Raw genomic sequence first — 24,391 nt, 5'->3', positions numbered from 1 at the left:
ATACCCTATTTCTAATCGGCCATTCCATGAATGGATTAATATTTTTGGAATCTGGCCCCTTAGTTACATAAGTTAAACTAATTAGTAAAAATTTTGCGATTATTGCTGAATCTGTCCCCAACAATGGTAAAGATTAAAAGGAAACAGACAGCGGAGAATATAGATGAATCAGCGAAAGAAAAAGCTCAGAGGTAGAAAATTTGTAGGGACATTAAAATTTTATCTGATCCACAAAGCCAAATTACTCTATATTTTATTGATATTTTTACTGAGTTTAACTATATCTGGCTGGAGTGTAGGGACTGATTCAGTTAGGATTCCTATTTTAGGCTTCCACGACATTATAGATACTCAAAACCCTGCGGAAAATCCACCTCACCGACTGGCATTTACCAATGACTACACTAAGCAAAATTTAGCCAAAATTTTAGAATACCTAGTTCAAGAAAAGTTTTGGTTTCTATCCTCTCAGGATCTTTTTGTATATTTTATCAACAAATCTAAGCCGATACCAATTCAACATATCGGTCACAAGCCAATTATGCTTACTTTTGATGACGGTTATAAAGGCGTTCATACAAATGGCTTACCTATCTTAGAAAATCTGGAAAAAATATATCAAGAAAAGGTCAAATTTGTTTTATTTATTAATCCTCGATTTATGGGTGTTGATAATGGTGGAGATTATTTGTCCCATACTACTTGTAGCGATCTACGAGAAGGATATCAAAAGGGATTTTATGATATTCAATCTCATGGATTCAATCACAAAGATTTAGCAAAAATATCGCCTAAAGATTTAGATTTTGAACTTGCAGCCGCTAAATTAGCTTTAAGAAAATGTACGCGGGATTTAGATAAGAATAAAATTGTGAGTGCCCACGTAGCTTATCCCTTTGGTTCAACAAATAGAAAGGTTGAAAAGCTTTTGCCTAAATACTACTTAAGTGGCTTCTTATATGACAATAATATAATGAGGATCAACTGGTTTACAAATCAATACCGAATATCTCGGATAACGGTTAACAAGACAATATCAACTAAAAGGTTGATTGCGATCGCCCATCAAGCTTCTACTTTAAAAGGAAAGAAGTGGTAGTTTGACAGAATCACCTATATGTGGTAAGTGTTCACCGGAAATAACGGAAGTGATCGCACTTCGTTTTTTGCACCTGCCCGTTACATCTTTCTTTAGGAATGGCAGTTGGAAATCGATCTACGGGTACAATTTCCCTAGATTCACTACCGATCCCACCCTCAAGCTTATTCTTGGCGAGGTATATACAGTAGCTCTCAGAAATGTTAATATTTTTAACATAATATTTAGCGGTGTTAAGACCCCAACCAGAACCTAACCTGGGACGGGGCTACTCTTAGTAGCACCTAGCTACTATAAAAACCAGGCGTGTGTAAACGCAAGGAAAGCGTAAGTCCCCCGCCCGCTTTCCTTCCCAGCTAAGACTAGGGGTTTGCTTGCTCAACCCTCTAGCGGCTGAGGTATCCAGCGGGAAATCCTTATGAAACCTCCTAAGTCCTCAGACACAGATTCAGTACGCGCTTACTTACGAGAAATCGGCCGCGTTCCCCTGCTAACCCATGAGCAAGAAATTCTCTATGGGAAGCAGGTACAGCGAACGACAGCCTTGCACGAGGCGAAAAATGCTCTAGCTTTGGAGTTAGGTCGAGATCCAACTAGGACAGAATGGGCCGAAACTGCGGGGCTGTCTGAGACTGAATTGCAGCGGACAATTCACGCCGGAGAAAGGGCGAAGCGGATGATGGTGGAAGCCAATCTGCGGCTAGTTGTGTCTGTTGCCAAGAAGTATATCAAGCGCAACGTAGACCTTTTAGATTTAATTCAGGAAGGTACGATTGGGATGCAGCGGGGAGTAGAAAAATTTGACCCAACGAAGGGCTACCGATTTTCTACCTATGCTTACTGGTGGATTCGCCAAGCCATCACCCGCGCGATCGCCGAAAAAGGACGTACTATCCGCCTCCCCATACACATTACAGAGAAACTAAACAAAATTAAAAAAGCCCAACGCTACCTAGCCCAAACACTAGGGCGGGCGGCCACAGCGAACGAATTAGCAGCAGAATTGGAGTTGACCCCCAAACAGATTCGGGAATATTTGGAACGGGCTCGCCTACCCTTATCCCTAGATTTGCGAGTAGGAGACAACCAAGATACAGAATTAGGGGACTTGTTGGAAGATACTGGTGCATCTCCAGAAGATTTTGCCCTTCAGGCCTCCCTGCGGGCAGACCTAGAACTGCTGATGGCCGATCTGACACAGCAGCAAAGGGACGTTCTGGCCCTGCGATTTGGTTTAGAAGACGGTCAAACCTTAACACTGTCAAAAATAGGCGATCGCCTCAATATTAGCCGCGAACGAGTACGGCAGATCGAACGCGAAGCCTTAACCAAACTCCGCAAGCGCAAACAAGACATGGACGATTATTTAGCTAGCTAAGGCATTAAGTTCAAATCGTAACACCCGCCGTCCTTAGTTCGGTTTCGCCCACTTATATATTGCTGCCATCCTGCTAGATTAGTAAGTAGCTCGTAAACAGAGAAGATCAGCAGCAATCTGATTGAAGTTATTGACATCAATCATCTGAGATTTAACAAAGAACGCTGTCCCTGAAACGGAGGTACAAGGTGAGTAATACATCTAATCGAACACCAGACTTATTTGACGAAAACGGAGAAGGAGCAAATTTACTCTGGCAATACGTACAGTCTATGGCTCCAGATACAGTCTCCCAACTGTCTAAGCCTACCTCTACTGAAGTTTTTCAGGTGATGGAGCGGAACATTGTCGGGCTGTTGGGCAATCTTCCCTCGGAACACTTCGGCGTAACTGTCACCACAAACCGCGAGCATTTAGGCAGATTGCTAGCCTCAGCGATGATTAGTGGCTACTTTCTCAGAAACGCTGAACAGCGGATGGCTTTTGAAAAGTCTTTGCAATCTAGCGATAGACATACCTCTGATAACGGCTAACGGTTAACTGTTAACTGTTAACCGTTATCAGTTAACAGTTAACACTGAACAGTTCAGTGTTTTTAGTTACCTATGACCAAAACTTCAACTGATTTACCTCACAAGTTTATTGGCGTTGCCGTCATCTGGAATCAAGAGAGAAAAATTTTAATTGATAAACGTCGTCAAGGGGGACTCCTAGGAGGTCTCTGGGAGTTTCCTGGTGGTAAATTAGAGGCTGGCGAAACCCTGGAAGCTTGCATTAAAAGAGAAATCATGGAGGAATTGGGGATCGTTATCGAAGTCGGCGATCGCTTAATCGCAATCGATCACACCTACGCTCATTTTCATGTTACTCTCAATGCCTATCATTGTCGCCACATCAGCGGTGAACCTCAGCCAATCGAATGCGACGAGATTCGGTGGGTAACGCTGGATGAAATAGACCAGTTTCCCTTTCCCAAAGCTAACGAACAAATTATTGCTGCTCTCCGTATTAACAATTAAAACACAGGACTTATAGTCGTTTTTAGTTGCATGAGAACAGTTAACTGTTAACAGTTAACAGTTAACAGTTAACAAATTTAATTTTGAATTCATTTGTAGACTGGCAAAGTGAAGTGAAAACAACTCCCGGTTTGTTCTGTGGAATCTACCCAAATTTGCCCATAGTGAGCGCGGACAATGCGTTGGCAAAGGGCAAGGCCAATGCCATAACCGTCCTTTAATTCGTCTCGCTGGAGTCGGAAGCGGTCTTCAAAAATACTCCGGCAATTTTCCTGTGGAATTCCAGGCCCATTATCGCAAATACTAAATTGAACTTTGTAAGCTGTTCGGTGCAGAATTGAGATATTAATAGTCCCCTGTTCTGGCGTATACTTAGCAGCATTATCCAACAAATTCATCATTACTTGCCGCAAGCGTTCGGGGTCGGCATAAACGCAGGGTAAATCACTGGGAATGTCAGTTTCTACGTATAGGAATTTAGCCTCAAATCGGTCTTGTAATTGAGCAATAACATCCTCGCACAGAGGTCTTATTTCTAACTTTTGAGGTTTAACGTGGAATTCCGCATTCGTACCCCTAGCAGCTTGAAGGATGTCCGAGATCATCCGGTCAATAATTAGGATTTGGCGGCGGGCTTGTTTGATTAAATGAGCCGTGAGAGTAGGCGTTACCGCAGGTAAATTATTTTCCTTTTGTTTCTGAGTTGATTCTAAAGTTTCCAGGGCCAAGGAAGCCGCCGTTAAGGGATTGCGAAGGTCATGGGCAAGCATGGCAATAATGCGGTCTTTCAACTGCAATTGCTCAAGCAGGTGTTCTTTATCCTGCTTGAGGCGAAAAACTTCGTCGGTGAGTTGCATCAGTTCCGCAGCAGAGGCGATGGAACGGATAGAGCTTTGAGGCTCCTTAGTTTCCTTGTTACTGAGTTCCGACTGTTCCTCACTCCAGTGCTCTTGGACTGAACGCTGCCAACGAGGCCACCAGTGTTCTAGTTGGGCAATTAAATCGCTACCAGCAAGGGTCTGTCGGGGTTCGGGATGAATTTTCAGCAAACAGGGAGTTGCCATCAGTTTAAAGTGTTCAGCCAAATAAGGCTGTTCCCCGACATCGATGACTTGCAGTTCAAAGGCAAAATCTGTCTTCAAGTTTTCTAGGGACTTGCGGAGGAGGCGAATCTGTTCGCGGGAACCGGGACGTTTGTCCACAAATAGTAGAAGTTGTAGAAAGGCCTCAGAGCAGGTAGGCTTTCCGGTAGATACCAGATTGCCGTCTCCTGAGACTGCGGAATGTTCCGCGTTGAAGCTTGGTCTCGGATGAAAATATTTAACCATTGCCGAGGGTAGTGATTTCACTTCTACTCTAATTTAATATCTTCTTTAGATTTATGATATTGTGCCGAAGGTTTTAAATAAGGGTGGGCGAGTGAATTTTTTGATCTGGCAGAAAAATAAACCGTTGAAGGTGGTAGTTTGGGCTGCGATCGCTTTTTTTGCTGCCTGTTTGCTTCTGACTCTCCATCGCTACTATAGTTTTTACGCCGATTACGACCAAGGTATTTTTAATCAGGTTTTCTGGAACGGCACTCACGGCCGGATGTTTGAGAGTTCTCTTTCTTCGGCTCTCTCTACTAATGTCGTTCATAATGACCAACTGCCAGAAGTATTTTACTATCGGCTGGGGCAACACTTCACTCCGGCTTTGATGCTCTGGCTGCCTATTTATGCTCTATTTCCTTCGCCTGTGACGCTGACGGTTTTGCAGGTAACGCTAGTGACGGCGGCGGGTTTGGTGCTCTACGCTCTGGCTAGACATTATCTCGAACCTCAATTATCTGCGGCGATCGCGATTAGTTTTTATGGTGCTAATGCTGTAATTGGCCCGACTTTGGGAAATTTTCACGATATTTGTCAAATTCCGCTTTATGTCTTTAGCTTGCTACTGGCAATGGAGAAGCGTAAGTGGTCGATATTTGGCATTTTAGCGGTCTTGATTTTAGCCGTGCGGGAGGATTCAGGAATTATCCTGTTTGGTGTTGGGTTTTACATGATTTTAAGCCGCCGCTACCCTCGAACTGGCTTAGTTGTCTGTGCTTTGAGTTTTGGTTATATCGTTGTCCTGACTAACCTGATCATGCCTCTGTTTTCTGCTGATATTTCCCAGCGGTTTATGATTGAGCGTTTTGGCCAGTATGCCGAAGGTGATGAAGCTTCTACTCTACAAATTCTCTGGGGAATGGTCAGTAACCCTTTTCGGTTGCTGGGGGAACTGTTTACGCCTTTTGGGGGAACGCTGAAGTATTTACTCGGCCAGTGGTTGCCCTTGGCGTTTGTGCCTGCGGTAGCGCCTGCTTCTTGGGCGATCGCAGGATTTCCCCTGCTCAAGTTATTTTTAGGTAAGGGAGTATCCGTACTGGCGATCAATATTCGCTATGCGATGACAGTCGTTCCAGGCCTATTTTACGGGGCAATTTTGTGGTGGGCGGAGAGGGGGAGCGGGGGAGCTCTTGAGCGGGGGAGTGGGGGAGCGGGGGAGCGGGGGAGATGGGGAGATGAAAATCTCCCCTCTAATCCTCAGCCCCCCCTCTCCTCGGCCCCTCAGCTCCCCGGCCCCTCAGCTCCCTCTCTCAAGAGCTCCCCATCCTTAAGATTTCAGCGCTTTTGGGCATTTTGTATCTGTTTATCGCTGTTTTTTACCTTCACTTCTAATCCCAATCGAACGTTTTCTTTTATTTTGCCAGATGCCCTCGATCCCTTGGTATACGTATCTTTGACTCGCCAATGGCAGCACGTAAGTCAGATGCGATCGCTCTTAAATCGGATTCCATCAGATGCGAGCGTCGCTGCGACTAATTATATCGTGCCGCATTTGTCTAGCCGCCGGGAAATTCTCAGGTTTCCAATGTTGGAATTGCGGAATGATGCGCGAGAATTGGTCAAGATGGAATATCTAATTGCTGACCTCTGGCAGTTGCAGCAGTATCAAGTAGCGTTTAAACGCGAAAGAGGACAATTGCGTGCGATCGCGCCTCTAATTGAGCAGCTTTCTAGTTCTGGGGAGTATGGAATTATTGGTTTTCAAGATGGCGTAATTTTAATGCAAAAAGGTGCTGTTTCTGAACCGAATTTCGTGACTCAATGGAAAGCTTTTCATCAACAAATAGAACCCATCTTAAAATGATATCGGTAACGCCCCAGGGAATAAATTTCCTGTCTTTCATTAAGAAAAGTCATGCACTATAGTTTGGTCAGGGTATCTACGAGTTAGATTATTGGCAGTGTCCAGTCAGTCGCTACACTTAAGAGATAGTGGCGCGGGACAGTGTGCTAGTCTGAATCTCGTACCTAGATGCGGTAATATAGCAACCGCTTTCAGCGGCTAGGGGCGCTTAGGCTAGGGGCGCTTAGGCTAGGGGAAGCGTGAAAGAAGGGGAAGAAGGGAATAGAATCAGCGAGTTTGGTGGAAGTCAGAACGTCTTAACTGCCAAGAAGGTTGCTATAAATGCGATCGCAGAAATGGTAAAATCCTCCTAAGCCCCAAACCAAGCTATAACGAGCTGTACTCAAGCCTCATGCCAAAATTAAAATAATCAGACAACTCTTGGGCTAAACCCTAGCGAGTATATGAGTTAAAAGGATAGAACCCGATGATCCCCCAAGTCTCGCAACAAGTATATCAAAGACGGGAAGACACTATGACTCCTAAAGCCGTGCGGAAGCTCGACTCCTCACTTCCCAAAGTGAAACAAACTTCTCACAAAAGGCACTGGCTGGAGTTAGCCGAGTATGCTTCCCTCGGTGCATCTGCTCTCGGTTCCCTAGCTGTGGCGCTTTCGGGTCAAGCTTTCTATGGGGTGGCCCCTCTGACTTTGGCGCTTTCCCTCTCAGTTGCTAACCGCTATCGTTTTGAGCAGCAGAAGGTGGTTTCGCAAGATCCAGAGATTGCTGAAGTGCGACGATCGCTGGAGAAAATGGAAAGAACAACCGTCGCGATCGTAGTCAAACTCCGCCAGCAATTGTCAGCAGATATTGAATCTCTCCGCCAGCAAATTGTGGCGATCCCCCGTTCAGAAAACTTTGACTCCATAGATTTTGAGCAACAGATACTCAGCCTGGGTCAATCTGTGTCTTCTCTGCAAGAAATTGTAGCATCAGCTTTGATTGAAAGCCGACAGCAAGTAAGTGAACAAGTGCAAGCTCGATCGATCCCAGAAGCAGGAGACATAGAACCGATCCGGGAAGCGATTGCGCAACTGCAAAGTATGACTAAACACTTAACAGAAAATGCGCTCACCCAAGAAGACTGGAAGGTTTTAAATACTAGGTTTTTATTAATTCAAGAAACGATTGAAGCTCTCCAGAATGATTTGCAAACTATTTCTCCTCAACCGGGAGAAGATTTATCGCTGATTGCAGCCAAAATTAACCGTTTAGAACAGGAGCAGCAAGCAGTTGTCAAACCTCATCTCAAGCGGTTAATTTATGTTGTGAAACAGTTGCAGCAAACAGAATAGAAGGAAGAAGGAAGAAGGAAGAGGGAAGAAGGAAGAAGAAAAATAGAATAAAATCAATTTTTTCCTACTTCATGCGTAAGTCCTATGATTAATATGGAGCGCCACCTTGCTAAATTCTCCGATTCAAACCTTTCTTGACGAATTGCACCTTAAATTCCAACCACTAAAAGAGGGTGTACTGGCTAACTACATTCCCGAACTAGCAAAGGCAAATCCTGACTGGTTTGGTATTTGCGTTGTCACCGCCGACGGTCAAATTTATCAAGCGGGTGACTGCGACCAACTATTCACAATTCAGTCAATTTCTAAAGCTTTTGTTTATGGAATGGCCTTAGAAGAGCGCGGTCGCGATTACGTTTTAAGCAGAGTTGGTGTTGAACCTACGGGAGATGCTTTTAACTCTATTCAAGTAGACGAAGTTTCAAAGCGGCCTTACAATCCAATGGTAAATGCAGGCGCGATCGCTACTACCAGTTTAATCAAAGGCACAGATCCCACCGAACGCCTCAACCGAATGTTAGATATGTTTCAGCGTTACGTTGGTCGCGATTTGTTCGTTGATATGTCCGTTTTCACCTCAGAACGCAGCACCGGACATCGCAACCGCGCAATGGCTCATCTCATGCTCAATTTTGGCATGATTGAACCCAATATCGACGAAGCTCTAGACCTCTATTTTCAGCAGTGTTCCGTTATGGTCAACTGCCAAGATTTAGCAGTTATGGCCGCCACCCTCGCTAATTGTGGCATCAATCCGATCTCCAAAGTACGGGCCGTTGAATCTCGCTATGTGAGAAATATTTTAACAATTATGTACACTTGCGGTATGTATAACTTTGCTGGTGAGTGGGCTTATACAGTTGGACTTCCCGCCAAAAGCGGCGTTTCTGGCGGCATTATCGCCGTTGCTCCTCATAAAATGGGCATTGCCGTCTTCTCACCTTTGCTGGATTCTCATGGTAGTAGTGTGAGAGGGCTAAAGGTATGTGAGGAAATTTCCGAACAATTTGGGCTGCATTTATTTGATTTACGAGCGGACAATTCTCAATTTTTGGAGGTAAATTGCGAGTCAACTTAAGCTGGCGAATAGAATTCGCAGCTATACAAACGAAGTCAACTTAAGCCTTGGCGAATAGAATTCGCGGCTATACAAACAAAGTCCGCCTGCGCGGACTGTAGAATTTCAACCCAACTCATGCAGGTTTCATCTGATTCTTATAGTCCGCGTAGGCGGACTTTGTTAGTGTAGTAGCGGTTTCAACCGCCAAGTAATTAAACAGGTAACTGTGCTACAAGATTAAAAGTCAACCCTTGTCAATATCTTACTGAAAATCCTATGACTGCAACTGCGATCGTTACTGAAAACCCCTTACTAATTGGTAAAGGACTACCCCCCTTCGATGTCATCAAAGCAGAGCACGTAGTCCCTGCAATCACACAAATACTGGCAGAATTAGAGAAAGAGCTTAGCAGCTTAGAAGCAACCGTTAAACCGACTTGGAGTGGCTTAGTCGAACCCCTACAGCGCATTGTAGAGCGTTTAAACTGGAGTTGGGGTACAATTGGACACTTAACTGGTGTTAAGAATAGCCCAGAATTGCGAACTGCTCACGAAACTATGCAGCCTCAAGTTGTCCAGTTTTGGAATAAATTTAGCCAAAGTAAACCGTTATATGATGCTTTTAAAGCATTGCATAGCGGTAGCGAATGGGAAAGTTTAGACCTAGCTCAAAAGCGAATTGTAGAATCCTCTATCCGAGATTCAGAGCTTTCTGGTGTAGGATTAGAAGGCGATCAAAAAGAACGTTTCAATGCTATTCAAATGGAATTAGCAGAAATTGGTACTAAATTTTCTAACCACGTTCTTGACTCTACAAAAGCTTTTAGCCTCACTCTGACAAATAAGGATGAAGTTGATGGTTTACCTCCTAGTTTACTCAGTTTAGCCGCTCAATCTGCTCGTACCGAAGGTGCAGAAGATGCTACTACTGAAAATGGCCCTTGGCGCATCACTTTAGATTTCCCCAGTTATGGCCCTTTCATGCAGCACAGCACCCGCCGCGACTTGCGAGAAAAGCTTTACAAAGCTTTTATGAGCCGTGCTTCTAGCGGCGAGTTGAATAATTGGCCGCTAATCGATCGCATTTTAGAATTGCGAAAAGAGAAAGCTGCTTTGCTGGGATTTAGCAGTTATGCTGAATTAAGTTTAGCTAGTAAAATGGCTCCTAATGTGGAAGCTGTAGAGGCTTTGCTGGAAGAATTGCGCGGCGCTAGTTATGATGCTGCTATCAAAGATTTAGAGAATTTAAAGGCTTTTGCCGCTACGAAAGGCTCCCCGGAAGCTCAAGATTTGAAGCACTGGGATATCAGTTTTTGGGCAGAACGTCAGCGGGAAGAAAAGTTTGCTTTTAGTGCTGAAGAATTGCGACCTTATTTTCCTTTACCGCAGGTACTTGATGGCTTATTTACTTTAGTAAATCGGCTGTTTGGGGTGACTGTTACTGCTGCTGATGGTGAGGCGGCAGTATGGCATGAGGATGTGCGCTATTTCCAGATTGCTGATGAGCAAGGAAATGCGATCGCGTATTTCTATTTAGACCCTTACAGTCGTCCCACAGAAAAGCGCGGTGGTGCTTGGATGGATGAGTGTATTGTGCGGGCTAAAATCATCGATGTAGACGGACAAAAAACACGCTTACCTGTGGCTTATTTGGTCTGCAATCAATCTCCTCCTGTGGATGGAAAGCCGAGTTTAATGAACTTTATAGAAGTCGAAACTTTGTTCCATGAATTTGGTCATGGCTTGCAGCATATGTTGACAAAAGTAGACCATCCGGGGGCGGCTGGAATCAATAATATTGAGTGGGATGCAGTGGAATTGCCCAGTCAATTTATGGAGAATTGGTGTTACGATCGCGCTACTCTTTTTGGCATGGCTAAGCATTACGAAACAGGGGAAACTTTGCCAGAACATTATTATCAAAAGTTACTGGCTGCACGTAATTATATGAGTGGTAGCGGGATGTTAAGGCAGTTACATTTTAGCTTGGTTGATATTGAATTGCATCACCGCTATCAACCAGGAGGTGAGGAAAGTGTAACGGATATTCGCAACCGCATTGCTAAGACTACAACTGTTTTGCCACCATTGCCTGAAGATTCATTTTTGTGCGCCTTCGGACATATTTTTGCTGGCGGTTATGCGGCGGGATATTACAGTTATAAATGGGCTGAGGTTTTGAGTGCTGATGCTTTTTCGGCTTTTGAGGAGGCTGGTTTGGAAAATGAAGATGCGATCGCGTCTACGGGTGCTCGTTTCCGCGATACTGTCTTAGGATTAGGGGGAAGTTTGCATCCGATGGAAGTGTTTAAGGCTTTCCGGGGACGGGAACCGAGCACTAAACCTTTATTGGTACATACTGGTTTAGCTGTTGCTTAAAAGTAAGGTGGTGCTGCTATTTAAATCTCAATTTTTTTGCAGATATTATTAGCAGCAACGCCTACCTTAAGACTAACAGGAGTTATGCAAAAATATCCGTAACGCCGCCATCTTGGCGGTAATGCTAATGTTAACCAAATCAGACGATTCAAGGACGAACAATATACTCAGACGATTGGGGTTCTGCTTTTCCCAACTTAACTAAGGTTTGATAAACCATAGCAGCTACATCGGCACGAGTTGCTGGTTGATTTGGGTTAAGAAAATCCCGCTTTGGATAGTTAACAACTATGTTACCTTGTGTGGCTGCTGCTACTCGTTCAATTGCCCAACTTGGTACTTGTTTACTATCTTTATAAATCTCTAAAGCTTGGGCTGATTTTGTGGGCGGCTTCAGGTTAAGACCGCTAGCTAAAGCTGCCACAACTTGCACTTTTGGCACATTTTCATCAGGACGGAAGGAATTTCCGGGATATCCTTTCATAAATCCAGCTTGCACAGATTTTGCTATGGCAGGAACAGCCCAGTTATTAGCTTTTACATCCTTAAAGTTAACAGGTTTCGGATCGAGTTTTTGGTCGGTAACTATGCCTTCAATTATTGCTGCTAACTCTGCTCGCGTTACTGGCTGTTCTGGTCGAAAAGTGCCATCATTAAAACCAGTAATAATTTTGCGTTCTGAAAGTTTGTCAATAAAGGGACGCGCCCAATATTTGTCAGAAACATCTGAGAATTTAATCGGAGTAGTTTGGGTAGAATTCGCTTGAGGTACAGGAATTATTTTAGCAGGAATTATGGCTGTTTTAACGGGAGCAGATTGAGGTTTGGGACTTGCGGGAAAGGGAACGGAGCGAATAATTGCTGCTTGAGGAATGATATTTGGTGCAGGAGAAGCGAAGGGGATTGATTGCGATTGGGGTTTAGCAGGAGATGAAGAGGGAGTGACAGTTACAGTACCCAAAGGTTGACTAGGATTTTGCTCGACTGGCTGTGATGGATTCAGATTTTCTGGTATGGTAGAGGATGGACTTGGAGATGGGGAATTTGAGATTTCCAGTTGATTGCCATTTTGACCTGTTGACCAAAAGAAAATTGCTGCGATCGCGCTGAAGGCAACTGCGATCGCGATCCATTCATCGAAGCCTAGAGGTTTGTTTTCTGGTGATGGGGGTTGTGGAGATGCCATAGTTTTGCTTGGATAGCGATGTGTCAATTAAACCACAGCGATCGCTATTACAAACAATATTACTCCAAAGTTTTCACGGTCAATACTTGCGGCGGCGTAGAATCAGGAGGATAGATGAAATCTACTTGCACGGATCGCTTTTCTCCGGTTGCTAATTTCAACTTGACCATTGGTTCTACAACTTGACCAACTCGATGCCACAAATGCACGTAGCGCGTGACCTTTTGACCGCTATCATTTTGATAACGCAACCGCACTGTACCTCGGAAATAGGGGAAATCTAAGGGAGGTTTGCGGAAGCGTAACCCGCCTTTTACTAACTTATCTTCTTTTAAAGGTGTTTCCAGTGCGATCGCGACTTCCTGCGGTCGATCGGTGGTGTTGTGCAGGGGAAAAGTAAGATCGTAGTGAACGCCATAGTTACCGTGTGCTTCGTAGGCCGTATCTGGATAGCGTACTAGCAGTTTTGCTGTTTGCACTTGGTCTGTACCGAGTTTACCGCCTCGGAGGGTAGCGATCGCATAGGAATAAGCTTTACCGCGTTGGGGAATTGTGAGATTAGTGCTATTTTTGTCTACTAATTGTGCTTGCCATCGCGAACCTTGTTGCACGCCTGCAACGCGACTGTAAATCAGATTACCAGGGGCTCCGGGTGGTGTTGGAGTTTTATCGCGGGGTAGAGCTAAGCTACCATTGTATAACAAATCTTGCCATTCTTTGAGAGTAGGGGCGCGATCGCTACCGTCAGGATTTTTCTTGGCATACAGCGCCAAAGTCGCAGCGTAAACTTTACCGCTACTTTTCAATGCCATAAAGGTAGAACGACCATTTATAGGCTTTGGCAACTCCCGCACCGGAATTGAACCATTGAGTAGCATCTTGCTTTCCCCAGGGGCAAGTACCAGTTTTGCAGGAAAATTGGGTTGTCGTACTCCCCGCAAAATATTATCTACAGCGCGAATGCCGTGACCAGAATATACTTCTCCTTGAGGATTCTCACTTATTGGCGGCTTTTGTTTGAAAGGTGCGTCTGGTTCCATCAGATAACTCGCTGCCTGTAAGACTTCCACGGTTACGGGTTGTTTGCCGGGATTGTATAAAATTGCCCCAATGTATAAGGTTTGCAAGTTGGGGGGAGTGTGGGTGAAGTGGTGGGCAAATAAGTTAAATTGTCCCTGAAATGGGAAGTTAAGATGAGCTGCGGGTACTTTTTTCCCTTCTGGTGGAAAGGTGGAGAGCAAAATTCCCTCTTTTTTTACCCATTCTGGACTGTCACTGTTGAGCATGGGTACATTATCCAACGAGCCGGGCAGCGATCGCACTTCATTATTGACTAGGATTTCCTGGGGAGTAGGCTTGGCGGGGGTTGGTGATGGCGATGGAGTCTGTGCTTGTACGAATGGGGCAGGTTTTTTGAGTAAAAATAATCCGCCGCTGGCGATCGCGATCGCCAGGATTAAGGCAATTCGAGTCAGTTTACTTGTTTTGGGAATCATCAGATTTGGCTGTAGGCGAATTGAGAACTATTTAGGATTTACGCTAGTCTAAATTTTCCTACAGCATAAATCCTTGAGAGCATCGCATTTTTGAAAAAGACCCACCTTGCGCCCTCTCCTTTACCTTCTTTCCCTAGCCCCTAGCCCCTAACCGCCGAAAGCGGTTGCTATATCTTCCTTTAGATCGATCTCAAATTAAGCTAATTAGTATTACAATCCAGCTCAAATTAAGAGATTAAATTGTGGAAGCTATTCTGGAAAGAGCTTGGAAACTCAAGCAAAATTTAATAGACTTTGTACTGGATGCAGAGGGAGAGTTAGCGGTAGCTTTAGAGGCTTATATAGCGGCGGGTTCTTCGCGCGATCGCTATGACATCGCCCAGCAAAATCAACTCGTTGACAGTTTTATTATCGAAGGTAAAGTCGGAGAGCGATCGCCTCTGGATCTATTTATCGCTCAGACAGACTTAGAAGATGGCGATCGCCTGTTATTAGACAACTGGCGGCGCAGCTTTACAGGGTTATTTGAAATTAGCCAAATTCTACCTGATGGCTTCGAGCTAATTAACTGGCTAACCGCCAAACACTACAGGGTTAAAATCAATAATTCTGACCCGCTCAAAGATACAGCAAAACTCAAACCTGGGGAAATTTTACTGGTTCGCATTGCCCCCCTAACCGATAGTTACTGGATGTTTTCTGGGCATCACATATTAATGGGAAAATTGGGTAAACCCAAATTAGCAGTCGCCATTGGTAACTTCAAGCAGAATCACAAAAATGCCCTTTATAGCGATGCTCCCGAATTGTTAGAACAGGCCTGGCAATCAGTCGAGCAGTATCACCAAGATTTTACTGATTTTTTTGGTAGCGATGAAATCACACTTTCAGGATATCATCTTAACAAAAAGATTGCAGAATTTCAAGAAGTAATTACTAAAAAACGCCTAGCTGAAGCTGGCATTGACAGTTCAAAATCTCTTGATGAAATAGCAGCAGAATCAGGAGTTGATGCTACTAAAATCAGAGCCGAAGCAACAGAAATGGGTGCTGATGCTGATACAGTCGATCGAATGTTCGGCAAGGCAAATTCCCAAATGGTGATGCCGAAAATTGACTTGCCAGATTCTATTAAAAAAGTCGAACAGGTAACGGCTATTTCTAATCCTCGTTGGGGTCAGATGTTTTTACCTACCTACGCTCAAATCAAAGCTCTGTTAGAAACAGAAGACGGGGAAAGCTTACCTAATGCTAACAAATTAGTTCGCAATTACCTGGAAGATCCTACGATTAATGCTTTCATCTGGCAACGTTTAGCCCAAACTTACCCAACCCAACTAGAAAAAGTTTTGCAAACAGTATTAGAGCGACCAGATTTTAATTTAGAGCGCGATTTAGATACACTTTTGCAAGAATACAATAAACCTTTAGAGCCGCAACTGCCAGAAATTGCCAGCGTTCCCCTGCACTTGCACAATTTATTTCAGGAAGCTATGACTGAAGTTAATAAATCTAAGTCTAAGCCGCAGGATAAAAAGAAAGGTTCTAAAGGTTTTAAATCGTAGCGGCGAAGTATTCAGGCAGAAAGATATCCCTTTTATCATTCGGCGATTGAAATCGCTACTACACAAATGAAGTCCGCCTACGCGGACTGAAGAATAAAAGGGGTATTTAAGCGGGATTTGCTATTAACCGTAATTTGATTCTGGGTGTTTACCTAAAAGTCGCAACTGCCGTTCAGTGGCAACAGCAAGAATTTCTGGGTTGAATTGCCAAGGCCAAGGCGAGAACTTTTGGGCGATGTTACGGTGCGAGTAATGTACTTGTAGCAGATAGCGGGTGCGATCTTGAGTAGTATTCTTACTGCCTGAGTGCCAAATTTCACTACGAAAAAATAGCACATCTCCAGCTTGACATAGAACTGGTTCAGGTGCGCGATCGTTCCAAGTTTCTTCGCCTTTATTGGGTTCTCTGCCTGATTTATGGCTGCCAGGAATTATATAGGTAGGACAGAGGTCTTCTGTCATGTCGCTCAGATAAAAATGGGCAGTGCAAATCCACACTGGTAGTTTAAAATTGGGATCGAAAAAGACAGTTTCAGGAACTGGAACTAAGAGCTGATCTGTGTGGATGCGCCAACCATCATAGCCGGGAAAACTCTTCCAAGCAGTCATACCAATGATGTGGCATCGATCGCCCATTAACGCCTCTGCTAAGTCTACGATCCCCGGTCGATCGAGATAGGAAAGCCAGAGGCGATCGCGATTGAAAACGCACTTAAAATCGAGCGGTCAAGTCGATTTTTTAAGCGTCATGCCAAAACGCGCTTGACTTTAAGGGAAATTATGACAATTATCATCGGATTTCATGGTTCACGCTACCGAACATTTAAAGACTTTTACCGATTACAAGTAATGCCATACTGGTTGAAAGCCATGCCTAATTTGGTGAGCTATAATCGTTTTGTCGAATTAATGTCTTATGCTTTATTAGCATTATGCTATTACTTTGAGTATAGCTGAAGAAAAACATGAAAAACAAGCTATTGTATGATATTGAACAACCAGTTTATCACTTTGAATAAACTCAAATTTCAATTGAAACTAAATGCCAAAATTGTAACAAACTGTGATACAAAATATCCAGTAACAATTTCACTAAATCCCTATTAGGGATTGAAACTGACAATTTATTAGGTAACTTTTAGGTAAAACTAGGGAGTGGAGGACGAGAACAGCTCCCGGCACTGCCGAGCTATTGCCGACAATTTACTACACCGTGCCGGAAGTTGTTCTCGTTTGGAATGACCGGGTGTTCTTGGGGTTAACTTACTGGGGATTCTTCTTACAGACATTCTTAAACTGCTACTCAATCTAACCCCTCTAAATGCTATAGTGAACTGAGAATGGCAACGGGACATTCAGCCAAGCTTAAAATTGTATCAACTCGGTGTCCAAAGAAAGCTCGTCCCGTGATCATGCGGATATTGCTACCTAAAATAATTAAATCCACCTGCTCTTGACGAGCAAACTTGAGAATTTCCTGCTCCGGGCTAACTCCTTCAAGAATCTGAAACTGTACATTAGCTCCCAAGCTTTTTCCTATTTCAACTTGATTCTCTACAATTTGCTGGGCAATTTCTCTGACTGAATCCAGCTTTTGCTGCTCATAAAGAAGATACTCAATCTGAGGTAAATTGATCGCGTGAACCAAAGTAACCAGTGCTTGAGTCTGAGTAGCAATAGTGCTGGCAACTTCCACAGCATTTTTGCTGTATTCCGAACCTACTGTAGGTACCAAGATATGGCGTAGCGATCGCAGCGGAATGTGGCAAACTTCTCCTTTAGGCACAGGTAAATGAGACTTGACTACGAGCGTAGCACAGGGAGCTTCCTGCACCACTCGATCGACTAACAAGTTAAAAAGACTGCTACTAGAATGTTTTCCTTCGCTAGCACCCAATACAACTAAGTCATAGCCTTTCTTTGCTTCTTTGAGAATTAAATCTGCTTTATTACGCCCTGAAACTACCTTCGTTTGCATTGTTGAGCCAACAGGCAGTTGCATTGTATCTGCAATAGCCGCCAAAGCATTAACAGCCCCCGTATCTTTAATAGCATTCTTGCTTGCGGCAAGATGTTGTGGTTTCTTGTCGCTTAAAGCATACAGCGCTGTCACTTCTACTGGGTTTTGGTGCGCCAGATAGCTGACTAGCTGAGCAGCTAACTGTACATTTGCTCCCCCACTGGTAGGGATTAACACTCGACGAATATTTTTAACAAAGCTACGGATTGAGAGTTCTTCTTGCTTTAAACGGTGGGCTTCTTCTTCGCCGATAGTGACTTTGCTCAGCGTCCAACGCAATAAGGGCGGTGCCATCATGGAAGTAACGATCGCAACCATGACGATAATCGAATACATCTGTTGATTCAACACGCCTAGCGATAGTCCGATAGTGGCTACAATGATTTCCATCGCACCACGTGCGTTCATCCCCGCCCCCATTGCCAAACCTTCCCAGTGAGTCAGTCCTCCTATGCGCGATCCTAAATAAGCACCCAAAAATTTACCCACACAGGCGACAGCCAAAACTAATAATCCCATTAACAGCGTTGAAGGTATCAGCAGTTCGAGCAAATTAACCTTCAAACCAGCGGCGGCGAAAAAGATAGGTGCCAGAAAACCTGCTGTAATCATTTCCAAGGTATGACCTGCCTCCCGGCTAAATCGTCGCGATTCTCCTGCTAAAATGCCAAAAGTAAATGCTCCCAGTGCTGCTTCTATCCCCAGAGAGTGAGTCAGGGCTGCTGCGAACAGACAGAGAACCAGAATTATTGATAAACTCGCTGTAGCTCCACCGATAGTGTTATCTATCCACCGCAGAACTCGGTCAACTACGATTCGCCCTAGTGTAAAGGCAATACCTAAGAATAGGACAGCGCCACTTACGGCAGCGATGACGGTATTGATGTCAAACTTGCCGCTACTCGCTAAACCAGATACTACGGACAGTAAAATCCAACCGATGGTATCGTCAGTCATGCCCGCTGCTAGCGTGATTTGACCGATGTCGCGACGAATCAGTTGCAAATCCATCAGCACCTTGGCAATTACGGGTACAGCCGAGATACTCATGGCGGTGGCAATGAATAGAGTAAATACTAGCCGATTGTGAGGATTAGCAAGGAAACTATCGGGTAAAAGCCATCCTAATGCCATTCCAGTTATGAAGGGGATGATAATCCCGCCCAAGGAGATGAAGAATGCAGTCTTCCCCTTGCGGAGAATCAATTGGAGGTCAGTTTCTAGACCAGTAACAATTAATAGAAACAGTACGCCTAACCAAGACACAACTGATAGCAGGTCAGCTTGAGTCTGGCTATGGGGAAAGATTTGTGCGTATAACCCAGGCCATATCCAGCCAAATAATGATGGGCCGAGTAAGACTCCCGCAAGCAACTCGCCGACGACTGGAGGCAGATTAATTTGACGCATCAATTCGCCCAGTCCTCGCGACACCAACAGCAGTAGCGCTAGTTGCACCAGGAATAAGAGTAATTCGTGCTGTCCCAGTGGTTTAATGATGCCATTGGCGGTCTGGCTACCAAGCAATAATTCCAATGAAGACAAATTATTCATCAAACTATACATCGGAATGCAATGGTTACAGGCTCAACTTTAATTCTAGCGCTGGCTAATTACAGGCTCAACTTTAATTCTAGCGCTGGCTAAAATTCATCTAAACTCAACCAGGAATTAAGATTTGCTTTTAAAGTTCAACTGAAACCAATGCACTGATATAGCAACCGCCAAGACCATTAGGATATTCTGAATTGATCTAACGGTTCGGTATTTTTATTCTCTTTCCCTTCTTTCCCTAGTCCCTAACCCCTAACCGCCTTGGCGGTTGCTATAATCGCCGCGCCTTACCCAACCTACAATAGATTCACTATCGCAACTTTCTCTTTGATGGCCATGCAACACAAAAAATCAGTACAGGGATTTTTGCCAAGTTTACACAGCCTGACTCTCCGCAATGCAACAGCCACACTGTTTACTTGCCAGTCGCTTAGCCTGAGTCTGACAGTCGCCGCCGTAGTTGTCACTTTACCAATAGGACAACGACAAGCTGCTGCTGCATTGCTGACAAATTGGTTGTTCGATCCGGGGACAAATCAGCTAGAAGTCATGCTGCCAGAGGGAATAACGCCTAAGTTTTCTCTTTTAGACCAACCAACGCGGATAGTTGTCGATTTGCCGGATACGGAGGTGGGAACTGATACTACCCAATTGTACCCAGAAGGTACGGTGCGTTCTGTCAGTCTGAGCCAATTTCAGCCGGGGATGGCGAGAATTGTGATTGATTTTGCTCCGGGAGTGGTGTTAACTCCAGAACAAGTACAGTTACAACGCATAGGTTTAGAGAATCGTTGGGTATTGCGTCCTTTGTTTTCAGGGACGAATAATCAGTTAAGTCAAGGAAATTCAATGACGGGGGCTACAGCAGGGCCAATGCAACGCGGCTTAACTACTCCGCCACCGCCTACGTCGCCGCCTAGTAACAGTAGAGCTCTGGCTAATTCTACTACTGCTAGACCTCAAAGTAGCACTCAAACTGCATCGTTGGCGCGATCGCCCCAAAATCTACCAAATCCTAATCCTGTAATACTAGAAACTCCAAATCCGCCGATCCAACCGCTGACAGTGCCGATCGCAACTTTCCCAATTAACCAGACAAGGCAACAAGCCGCTTTACCCCCTAGTTATACACCCACCTATACGCCGCCGCGATCGGTTCCATCGGTGACAATTCCCGGCTATGCGACCCCAGCAAGACCCTTAAATTGGAATGAAGAGCTTCCCAGACAGCCGATCGCTCCTTTACCTGCTAGCAATTATGATAATTTTGTCCCACCTTCAGTTTATCCTTTACCAAATGCGATCGCGCCAACGGCATACGCGCCCAATGTCTTACTACCAGCAGGAACTAGACTCAGCTTGCTTTATCCGGGTGTAGAGCCTTTAGCGCTAGATCCCAAACCCTCAAGACAGGAAGTGTTGCTATTACAAGGAGGGATTCTTGATAGCTATGGCAATACGATCGTACCACCTAATACGCCAATAATCGGACGCTTTGAAAGCAATAGCGAAGGGACGCGATTTATTGCTCAATCGATGTATCTTAATGGTCGTAGCATTCCTTTAGAGGCGCGATCGGATCGATTTGGTAGTGGCGATCGCAAACCCTCACAAAGGAGTTTTCTGCGTAATTCTGGGATTGGAGGAGTAGCATTATTTGTACTTAGTGGTTTTACTGGTATTGGTTTACTTGCCGGTGCTGCTGCGGGTGCTGCAACAACTTACGCCACTGCTCCCCAACCTGCTACTATTCAACCCGGACAAATTGTGCAAGTTCGTTTGAATGAGGATTTGAGATATTAGTTGAAAATCAGTCAGTGACAACAGGAATGAAGGGAAAAAAGGGAGCTGAGAACACAAAATAGACAACTCCAGCTCCTAAAAGCATCACCGCAAAACTAAAGAGCATTACGCAACCTTCTGCTGGTTCATAAGTATCCTCATCAATGTCGCGCCGGACATTAAAATAGTGATTAGTTGAAAGTAATACTGTTACTAAACCAACTAAAGAAAATACTAAACCTAACTTCCAACCAATGCCGGGACGTGCAATCAGAGGCGGTTGTAAGATGCGGAGGCGAACGATCACAACGCCAAAACCCATGAGCGCGATCGCGGTTCGCATCCATGCCAAATATGTGCGCTCGTTCGCTAAATGATCTCGCACCCGCGAGGGATTTTGTAATTTTGCCTTCTCTGTATCTATTTTTGTATTTCTAAACTTTAATAACATTGGTAATTGGTAATTGGTAATTGCTATACATATCAATCGGAAAGTTTTTTCTGTCTTCTGGCATAGTTTGACGCTGATGAGAATCCCTACTTCAGACAGAGGTTACGTAATCTCAAGTTTCGTAAATTAAAACTAATCAGGAAGTTTATTTCAGGGTCAAAACAACTATGTTTCAACTACTAGAAAAACAAATTCAGCCTTTGTCGTTAAATTTTAAAGTGTTGGAAGTTGCTTATGAGTTGTATCTACAAGCTCCCCAATCTGACTCTCCACTAATTAACTTGAAAGAGTTAGCCCAGAAAACTAATGCCAGCGTATTCGACTGCCGAAATACAATTGTTACCGCTAACAAAATTGGTAAGTTTCCTAATTGTTCCCTTTCTTGTTAAGATGTAATTCGCGCAGAACCTACTATCACTATCCTACTATTATTATTGGGGAATACTGCTGTTGCTGCCATTGATGAATTTAGTCAAATCTAATAAATTTGTACTGCTGTCACCAATAACTAAGGGTAAAGTTCCATTCCATTTTTCTATAGCTTCCTTTTCCCAGATTTGCGCTGTTAAATTTTCACAGAGTAATTTTTGTGCTTCCCCCATTTTTAATTTCTCATCCCTACGGATGACGAGGGTTTAGGGCAAGTTTTATTATTCCAGTCACACTGATAAAGGTGTTCTTGCTGCCAACTCAAAGGAATTTCTAGCAAATCTCTAGAACCGGTCATTCCTTGACCAATAAATAGCAACAAAGCTATGCAATTTAGAATGGTATGAATCTTGCGCCACTTGTTAGTTCTATCCTTGTAGATTTCGGGAACAATTGCCAGGGAAACAATCATTAGTATGGCGGCAAGCAAACCGTAATAAAAATGAGAAAACATCCATTGATCGTCCCTGCGAAAAATACCATCTTGGAAGCCAATAATTATTAAACCAGCGCTGCTTAAACTGGCAAATACAGCCCGCCATTTTGGTAGTCTTGCCTTGTAAAGAAACACCAGCGAAGCGATGGTGGCGACAAACATTAGCACGATAAAAACTACCTGGAAAGGTGCTTTACTCCATAGTTGATTTTTCAAGATACTCTTGAAAAAGATAACATAGGCAAAAGCTACTAAGCTAATTCCGACAACTGAACCAGTTAACCAGCGACCTAATTTAACGTGCTCAGAACCGACGGAGGGCGGAATTTTGCTTTTGCCATCACCCGCGCTTTGGAGGCGGCGCGATCGCGTTTGCCATGCCATATTGACAACCATGCCAATAATTGGGAAAACCACCGCTACTGCTAAGGCGGGATGGAGGAGGGCCATTACATCTACGAGTTCCATAAATTAAAGTTACTAGGATGATGTTTAGAAATATAATAGCTTTAAGTATTTTTTTTTGTTATTTTTTTGAGTGAGTGTCTCCTAACTTTAATGAAATCGACTGTAACGGATAACTGGGCATTGGCACAAGAACTAGAAAGCATTGTCGGCGCTGATGCTGTCTGTTCCTGGCAGGATACAGACTCTTTTTGGCAAAAACGGATAGAAAGTGCGATCGCCCCAGGTACGGAAATTGACTGCATTGTTTATCCTCCTACTCAAGAAAAACTCGCGGGTGCGATCGCTTGCATTTCCCGAAATCGACGGGGAGTTTTGCCAATTGGTAGCGGTAGCAAACTTGACTGGGGGGGATTGGTAAAAACAGAGCCCTCCAACCCCCGCGATCGAAGTCAGGTTTCAGAACCGCCCTTTTTAGGGAATGCAGAGGGGCTCGTAGTTGTCAGTTGCGATCGCATCAACCGCCTGATCGATCGCGCCGTTGGCGATTTAACCGTTACTGTCGAAGCAGGAATGAAGTTTGCCGAATTGCAGCAAATTTTAGCCACCTCTGGTCAATTTTTACCCCTAGATCCAGCATATCCAGAACAGGCAACCATCGGCGGCATTATCGCAACTGCTGACGCGGGTTCCCTCCGACAGCGATATCGGGGCGTTCGCGATTTATTATTAGGAATAACTTTCGTGCGATCCGATGGCAAAATTGCCAAAGCAGGAGGGCGCGTTGTTAAAAATGTCGCTGGTTATGATTTGATGAAGTTGTTAACAGGTTCCTATGGCACGCTGGGCATAATTAGTCAAGTTACAATGCGAGTTTATCCACTGCCAAACGCATCTGTAACTGTAATTTTAACTGGCGAAGCTGAAGCCTTAGCAAACACAACTCAAACCTTATTATCCTCAGCTTTAACACCGACAGCCATTGATTTGCTATCAAAGCAGTTGGTAGCAAAGTTAGGTTTAGGTAAAAGTTTGGGTTTGGCAGTAAGATTTCAAAGTATACTAGAAAGTGTTGAAGAACAATCTAGCCGCTTGCTAGAAGTCGGCGAGAAGTTAGGATTAAAAGGAATAACCTATATTGGAAATGATGAATCCGACTTATGGCAGAGATTAAAATCAACCATCTGGTCAACTGCCCCAGATTCAACAATTATTTGTAAAATCGGAACACTTCCCTCTGAATCTGTGAATATTTTAGCACAGTTGAATCTGGCTGATGGTTTGATTTATGGCGGTAGCGGGTTGGGGATTTTGCGGTTTGATAGTACGACAGTGGAAACGCTTTTGCAAGTACGTCAGCAATGCGAATCTCATGGTGGATTTCTCAGCATTTTGAAAGCTCCCGCTGACATTAAGCAACATTTAGATGTTTGGGGTTATAATGGAAATGGTCTCAGTTTAATGCAGAAAATTAAACAGCAATTTGACCCAGAGAATATTTTCAGTCCCCATCGTTTTCTATTTCCTTGAAAACTTACGTAACGCCGCCCTCTGGGCGGTATCTTTACCGCTTCTATTTCCTCGAAAACTTACGTAACGCCGCCCTCTGGGCGGTATTCTTACCG

At 44.2% G+C, this 24,391-nt stretch carries 19 protein-coding genes and 1 pseudogene; 12 read left to right on the top strand and 8 right to left on the bottom strand.

What is annotated here, in order from left to right:
- Window positions 1-163 precede the first annotated feature (163 nt).
- The 4 genes from PY364_RS11700 to mutT all read left to right on the top strand — a co-directional run bounded on the left by PY364_RS11700 (window position 164) and on the right by mutT (window position 3,496).
- Window positions 164-1,099, top strand: a complete 936-nt coding sequence (locus PY364_RS11700; RefSeq protein ID WP_275522699.1) for a polysaccharide deacetylase family protein — start codon at window positions 164-166, stop codon at window positions 1,097-1,099.
- Window positions 1,100-1,517: 418 nt separating this feature from the next.
- Window positions 1,518-2,477 (top strand): RNA polymerase sigma factor, RpoD/SigA family, encoded by a 960-nt coding sequence (locus tag PY364_RS11695; protein ID WP_275522697.1) that lies wholly within the window; start codon window positions 1,518-1,520, stop codon window positions 2,475-2,477.
- 188 nt (window positions 2,478-2,665) lie between these two features.
- The gene (locus PY364_RS11690; protein ID WP_275522695.1) at window positions 2,666-3,010 is read left to right on the top strand and encodes a DUF760 domain-containing protein; all 345 of its coding nucleotides are present in this window, start codon (window positions 2,666-2,668) and stop codon (window positions 3,008-3,010) included.
- Window positions 3,011-3,082: 72 nt separating this feature from the next.
- The gene (gene mutT, locus PY364_RS11685) at window positions 3,083-3,496 is read left to right on the top strand and encodes an 8-oxo-dGTP diphosphatase MutT (protein WP_275522694.1); all 414 of its coding nucleotides are present in this window, start codon (window positions 3,083-3,085) and stop codon (window positions 3,494-3,496) included.
- A gap of 89 nt (window positions 3,497-3,585) precedes the next feature.
- Here mutT and PY364_RS11680 read toward each other — a convergent pair whose 3' ends face one another.
- Window positions 3,586-4,824, bottom strand: a complete 1,239-nt coding sequence (locus tag PY364_RS11680) for a histidine kinase (protein WP_275522785.1) — start codon at window positions 4,822-4,824, stop codon at window positions 3,586-3,588.
- A 91-nt stretch (window positions 4,825-4,915) separates the two neighbouring features.
- Here PY364_RS11680 and PY364_RS11675 point away from each other — a divergent pair, with 91 nt between their 5' ends.
- The 4 genes from PY364_RS11675 (at window position 4,916) to PY364_RS11660 (ending at window position 11,442) form a co-directional block, all read left to right on the top strand.
- Window positions 4,916-6,670: a DUF2079 domain-containing protein gene (locus tag PY364_RS11675; protein WP_275522693.1), complete on the top strand. Its 1,755-nt coding sequence runs from the start codon at window positions 4,916-4,918 to the stop codon at window positions 6,668-6,670.
- A gap of 466 nt (window positions 6,671-7,136) precedes the next feature.
- Window positions 7,137-8,003, top strand: a complete 867-nt coding sequence (locus PY364_RS11670; protein WP_275522692.1) for a hypothetical protein — start codon at window positions 7,137-7,139, stop codon at window positions 8,001-8,003.
- Window positions 8,004-8,109: 106 nt separating this feature from the next.
- Complete coding sequence (gene glsA / locus PY364_RS11665) at window positions 8,110-9,081, top strand: glutaminase A (protein WP_275522690.1); 972 nt, start codon at window positions 8,110-8,112, stop codon at window positions 9,079-9,081.
- A gap of 258 nt (window positions 9,082-9,339) precedes the next feature.
- Complete coding sequence (locus PY364_RS11660; protein ID WP_275522688.1) at window positions 9,340-11,442, top strand: M3 family metallopeptidase; 2,103 nt, start codon at window positions 9,340-9,342, stop codon at window positions 11,440-11,442.
- 148 nt (window positions 11,443-11,590) lie between these two features.
- Here the strand turns inward: PY364_RS11660 and PY364_RS11655 are convergent, their stop codons facing one another.
- Together PY364_RS11655 and PY364_RS11650 are read right to left on the bottom strand one after the other, a co-directional pair.
- Complete coding sequence (locus PY364_RS11655) at window positions 11,591-12,628, bottom strand: S-layer homology domain-containing protein (protein WP_275522686.1); 1,038 nt, start codon at window positions 12,626-12,628, stop codon at window positions 11,591-11,593.
- Window positions 12,629-12,687: 59 nt separating this feature from the next.
- A complete protein-coding gene (locus PY364_RS11650; protein ID WP_275522684.1) occupies window positions 12,688-14,124 on the bottom strand; it encodes a DUF3370 domain-containing protein in 1,437 nt (478 codons plus the stop codon).
- Window positions 14,125-14,366: 242 nt separating this feature from the next.
- Here PY364_RS11650 and PY364_RS11645 point away from each other — a divergent pair, with 242 nt between their 5' ends.
- Window positions 14,367-15,689 carry a hypothetical protein gene (locus tag PY364_RS11645; protein ID WP_275522682.1) on the top strand — a complete coding sequence of 441 codons (1,323 nt, stop codon included), beginning with the start codon at window positions 14,367-14,369 and terminating at the stop codon, window positions 15,687-15,689.
- A gap of 123 nt (window positions 15,690-15,812) precedes the next feature.
- Here PY364_RS11645 and PY364_RS11640 read toward each other — a convergent pair.
- Window positions 15,813-16,352 (bottom strand): annotated as a pseudogene (locus PY364_RS11640) (phytanoyl-CoA dioxygenase family protein); the annotation flags it as partial.
- Between the two features lie 661 nt (window positions 16,353-17,013).
- Window positions 17,014-19,263, bottom strand: coding sequence for a cation:proton antiporter (locus PY364_RS11635; RefSeq protein ID WP_275522680.1), 2,250 nt, complete (start codon window positions 19,261-19,263; stop codon window positions 17,014-17,016).
- Window positions 19,264-19,599: 336 nt separating this feature from the next.
- Here PY364_RS11635 and PY364_RS11630 point away from each other — a divergent pair, with 336 nt between their 5' ends.
- The gene (locus PY364_RS11630) at window positions 19,600-21,066 is read left to right on the top strand and encodes an AMIN domain-containing protein (RefSeq protein WP_275522678.1); all 1,467 of its coding nucleotides are present in this window, start codon (window positions 19,600-19,602) and stop codon (window positions 21,064-21,066) included.
- Window positions 21,067-21,073: 7 nt separating this feature from the next.
- On the opposite strand, the gene PY364_RS11625 is transcribed toward PY364_RS11630, so the two are convergent.
- Window positions 21,074-21,496 carry a DUF202 domain-containing protein gene (locus PY364_RS11625; protein ID WP_275522677.1) on the bottom strand — a complete coding sequence of 141 codons (423 nt, stop codon included), beginning with the start codon at window positions 21,494-21,496 and terminating at the stop codon, window positions 21,074-21,076.
- Window positions 21,497-21,663: 167 nt separating this feature from the next.
- Between PY364_RS11625 and PY364_RS11620 the strand changes: the two genes are divergently transcribed.
- Window positions 21,664-21,885 (top strand): hypothetical protein, encoded by a 222-nt coding sequence (locus PY364_RS11620; RefSeq protein WP_275522676.1) that lies wholly within the window; start codon window positions 21,664-21,666, stop codon window positions 21,883-21,885.
- A gap of 42 nt (window positions 21,886-21,927) precedes the next feature.
- Here the strand turns inward: PY364_RS11620 and PY364_RS11615 are convergent, their stop codons facing one another.
- A complete protein-coding gene (locus PY364_RS11615; protein WP_275522675.1) occupies window positions 21,928-22,098 on the bottom strand; it encodes a hypothetical protein in 171 nt (56 codons plus the stop codon).
- Window positions 22,099-22,100: 2 nt separating this feature from the next.
- On the bottom strand, window positions 22,101-22,829 hold the full coding sequence (locus tag PY364_RS11610; protein ID WP_275522674.1) for a DUF4079 domain-containing protein: 729 nt from the start codon (window positions 22,827-22,829) through the stop codon (window positions 22,101-22,103).
- Between the two features lie 90 nt (window positions 22,830-22,919).
- Here PY364_RS11610 and PY364_RS11605 point away from each other — a divergent pair, with 90 nt between their 5' ends.
- Window positions 22,920-24,296 (top strand): FAD-binding oxidoreductase, encoded by a 1,377-nt coding sequence (locus PY364_RS11605; protein WP_275522673.1) that lies wholly within the window; start codon window positions 22,920-22,922, stop codon window positions 24,294-24,296.
- Window positions 24,297-24,391: the final 95 nt, after the last annotated feature.

The organism is Kamptonema sp. UHCC 0994 (genome assembly GCF_029167235.1).
In the GTDB taxonomy this organism is placed as follows: Bacteria; Cyanobacteriota; Cyanobacteriia; order Cyanobacteriales; family Microcoleaceae; genus Kamptonema.
This window is presented reverse-complemented; position numbering and strand designations above follow the sequence as displayed.

What these genes read in the sequence shown, in the direction of transcription:
- PY364_RS11700 (WP_275522699.1), top strand. Translation starts at nt 164, where the DNA reads ATGAATCAGCGAAAGAAAAAGCTCAGAGGTAGAAAATTTGTAGGGACA.
- PY364_RS11695 (WP_275522697.1), top strand. Translation starts at nt 1,518, where the DNA reads ATGAAACCTCCTAAGTCCTCAGACACAGATTCAGTACGCGCTTACTTA.
- mutT (WP_275522694.1), top strand. Translation starts at nt 3,083, where the DNA reads ATGACCAAAACTTCAACTGATTTACCTCACAAGTTTATTGGCGTTGCC.
- PY364_RS11680 (WP_275522785.1), bottom strand. Translation starts at nt 4,824, where the DNA reads ATGGTTAAATATTTTCATCCGAGACCAAGCTTCAACGCGGAACATTCC.
- PY364_RS11670 (WP_275522692.1), top strand. Translation starts at nt 7,137, where the DNA reads ATGATCCCCCAAGTCTCGCAACAAGTATATCAAAGACGGGAAGACACT.
- PY364_RS11660 (WP_275522688.1), top strand. Translation starts at nt 9,340, where the DNA reads ATGACTGCAACTGCGATCGTTACTGAAAACCCCTTACTAATTGGTAAA.
- PY364_RS11655 (WP_275522686.1), bottom strand. Translation starts at nt 12,628, where the DNA reads ATGGCATCTCCACAACCCCCATCACCAGAAAACAAACCTCTAGGCTTC.
- PY364_RS11650 (WP_275522684.1), bottom strand. Translation starts at nt 14,124, where the DNA reads ATGATTCCCAAAACAAGTAAACTGACTCGAATTGCCTTAATCCTGGCG.
- PY364_RS11635 (WP_275522680.1), bottom strand. Translation starts at nt 19,263, where the DNA reads ATGAATAATTTGTCTTCATTGGAATTATTGCTTGGTAGCCAGACCGCC.
- PY364_RS11630 (WP_275522678.1), top strand. Translation starts at nt 19,600, where the DNA reads ATGCAACACAAAAAATCAGTACAGGGATTTTTGCCAAGTTTACACAGC.
- PY364_RS11625 (WP_275522677.1), bottom strand. Translation starts at nt 21,496, where the DNA reads ATGTTATTAAAGTTTAGAAATACAAAAATAGATACAGAGAAGGCAAAA.
- PY364_RS11620 (WP_275522676.1), top strand. Translation starts at nt 21,664, where the DNA reads ATGTTTCAACTACTAGAAAAACAAATTCAGCCTTTGTCGTTAAATTTT.
- PY364_RS11615 (WP_275522675.1), bottom strand. Translation starts at nt 22,098, where the DNA reads ATGGGGGAAGCACAAAAATTACTCTGTGAAAATTTAACAGCGCAAATC.
- PY364_RS11610 (WP_275522674.1), bottom strand. Translation starts at nt 22,829, where the DNA reads ATGGAACTCGTAGATGTAATGGCCCTCCTCCATCCCGCCTTAGCAGTA.
- PY364_RS11605 (WP_275522673.1), top strand. Translation starts at nt 22,920, where the DNA reads ATGAAATCGACTGTAACGGATAACTGGGCATTGGCACAAGAACTAGAA.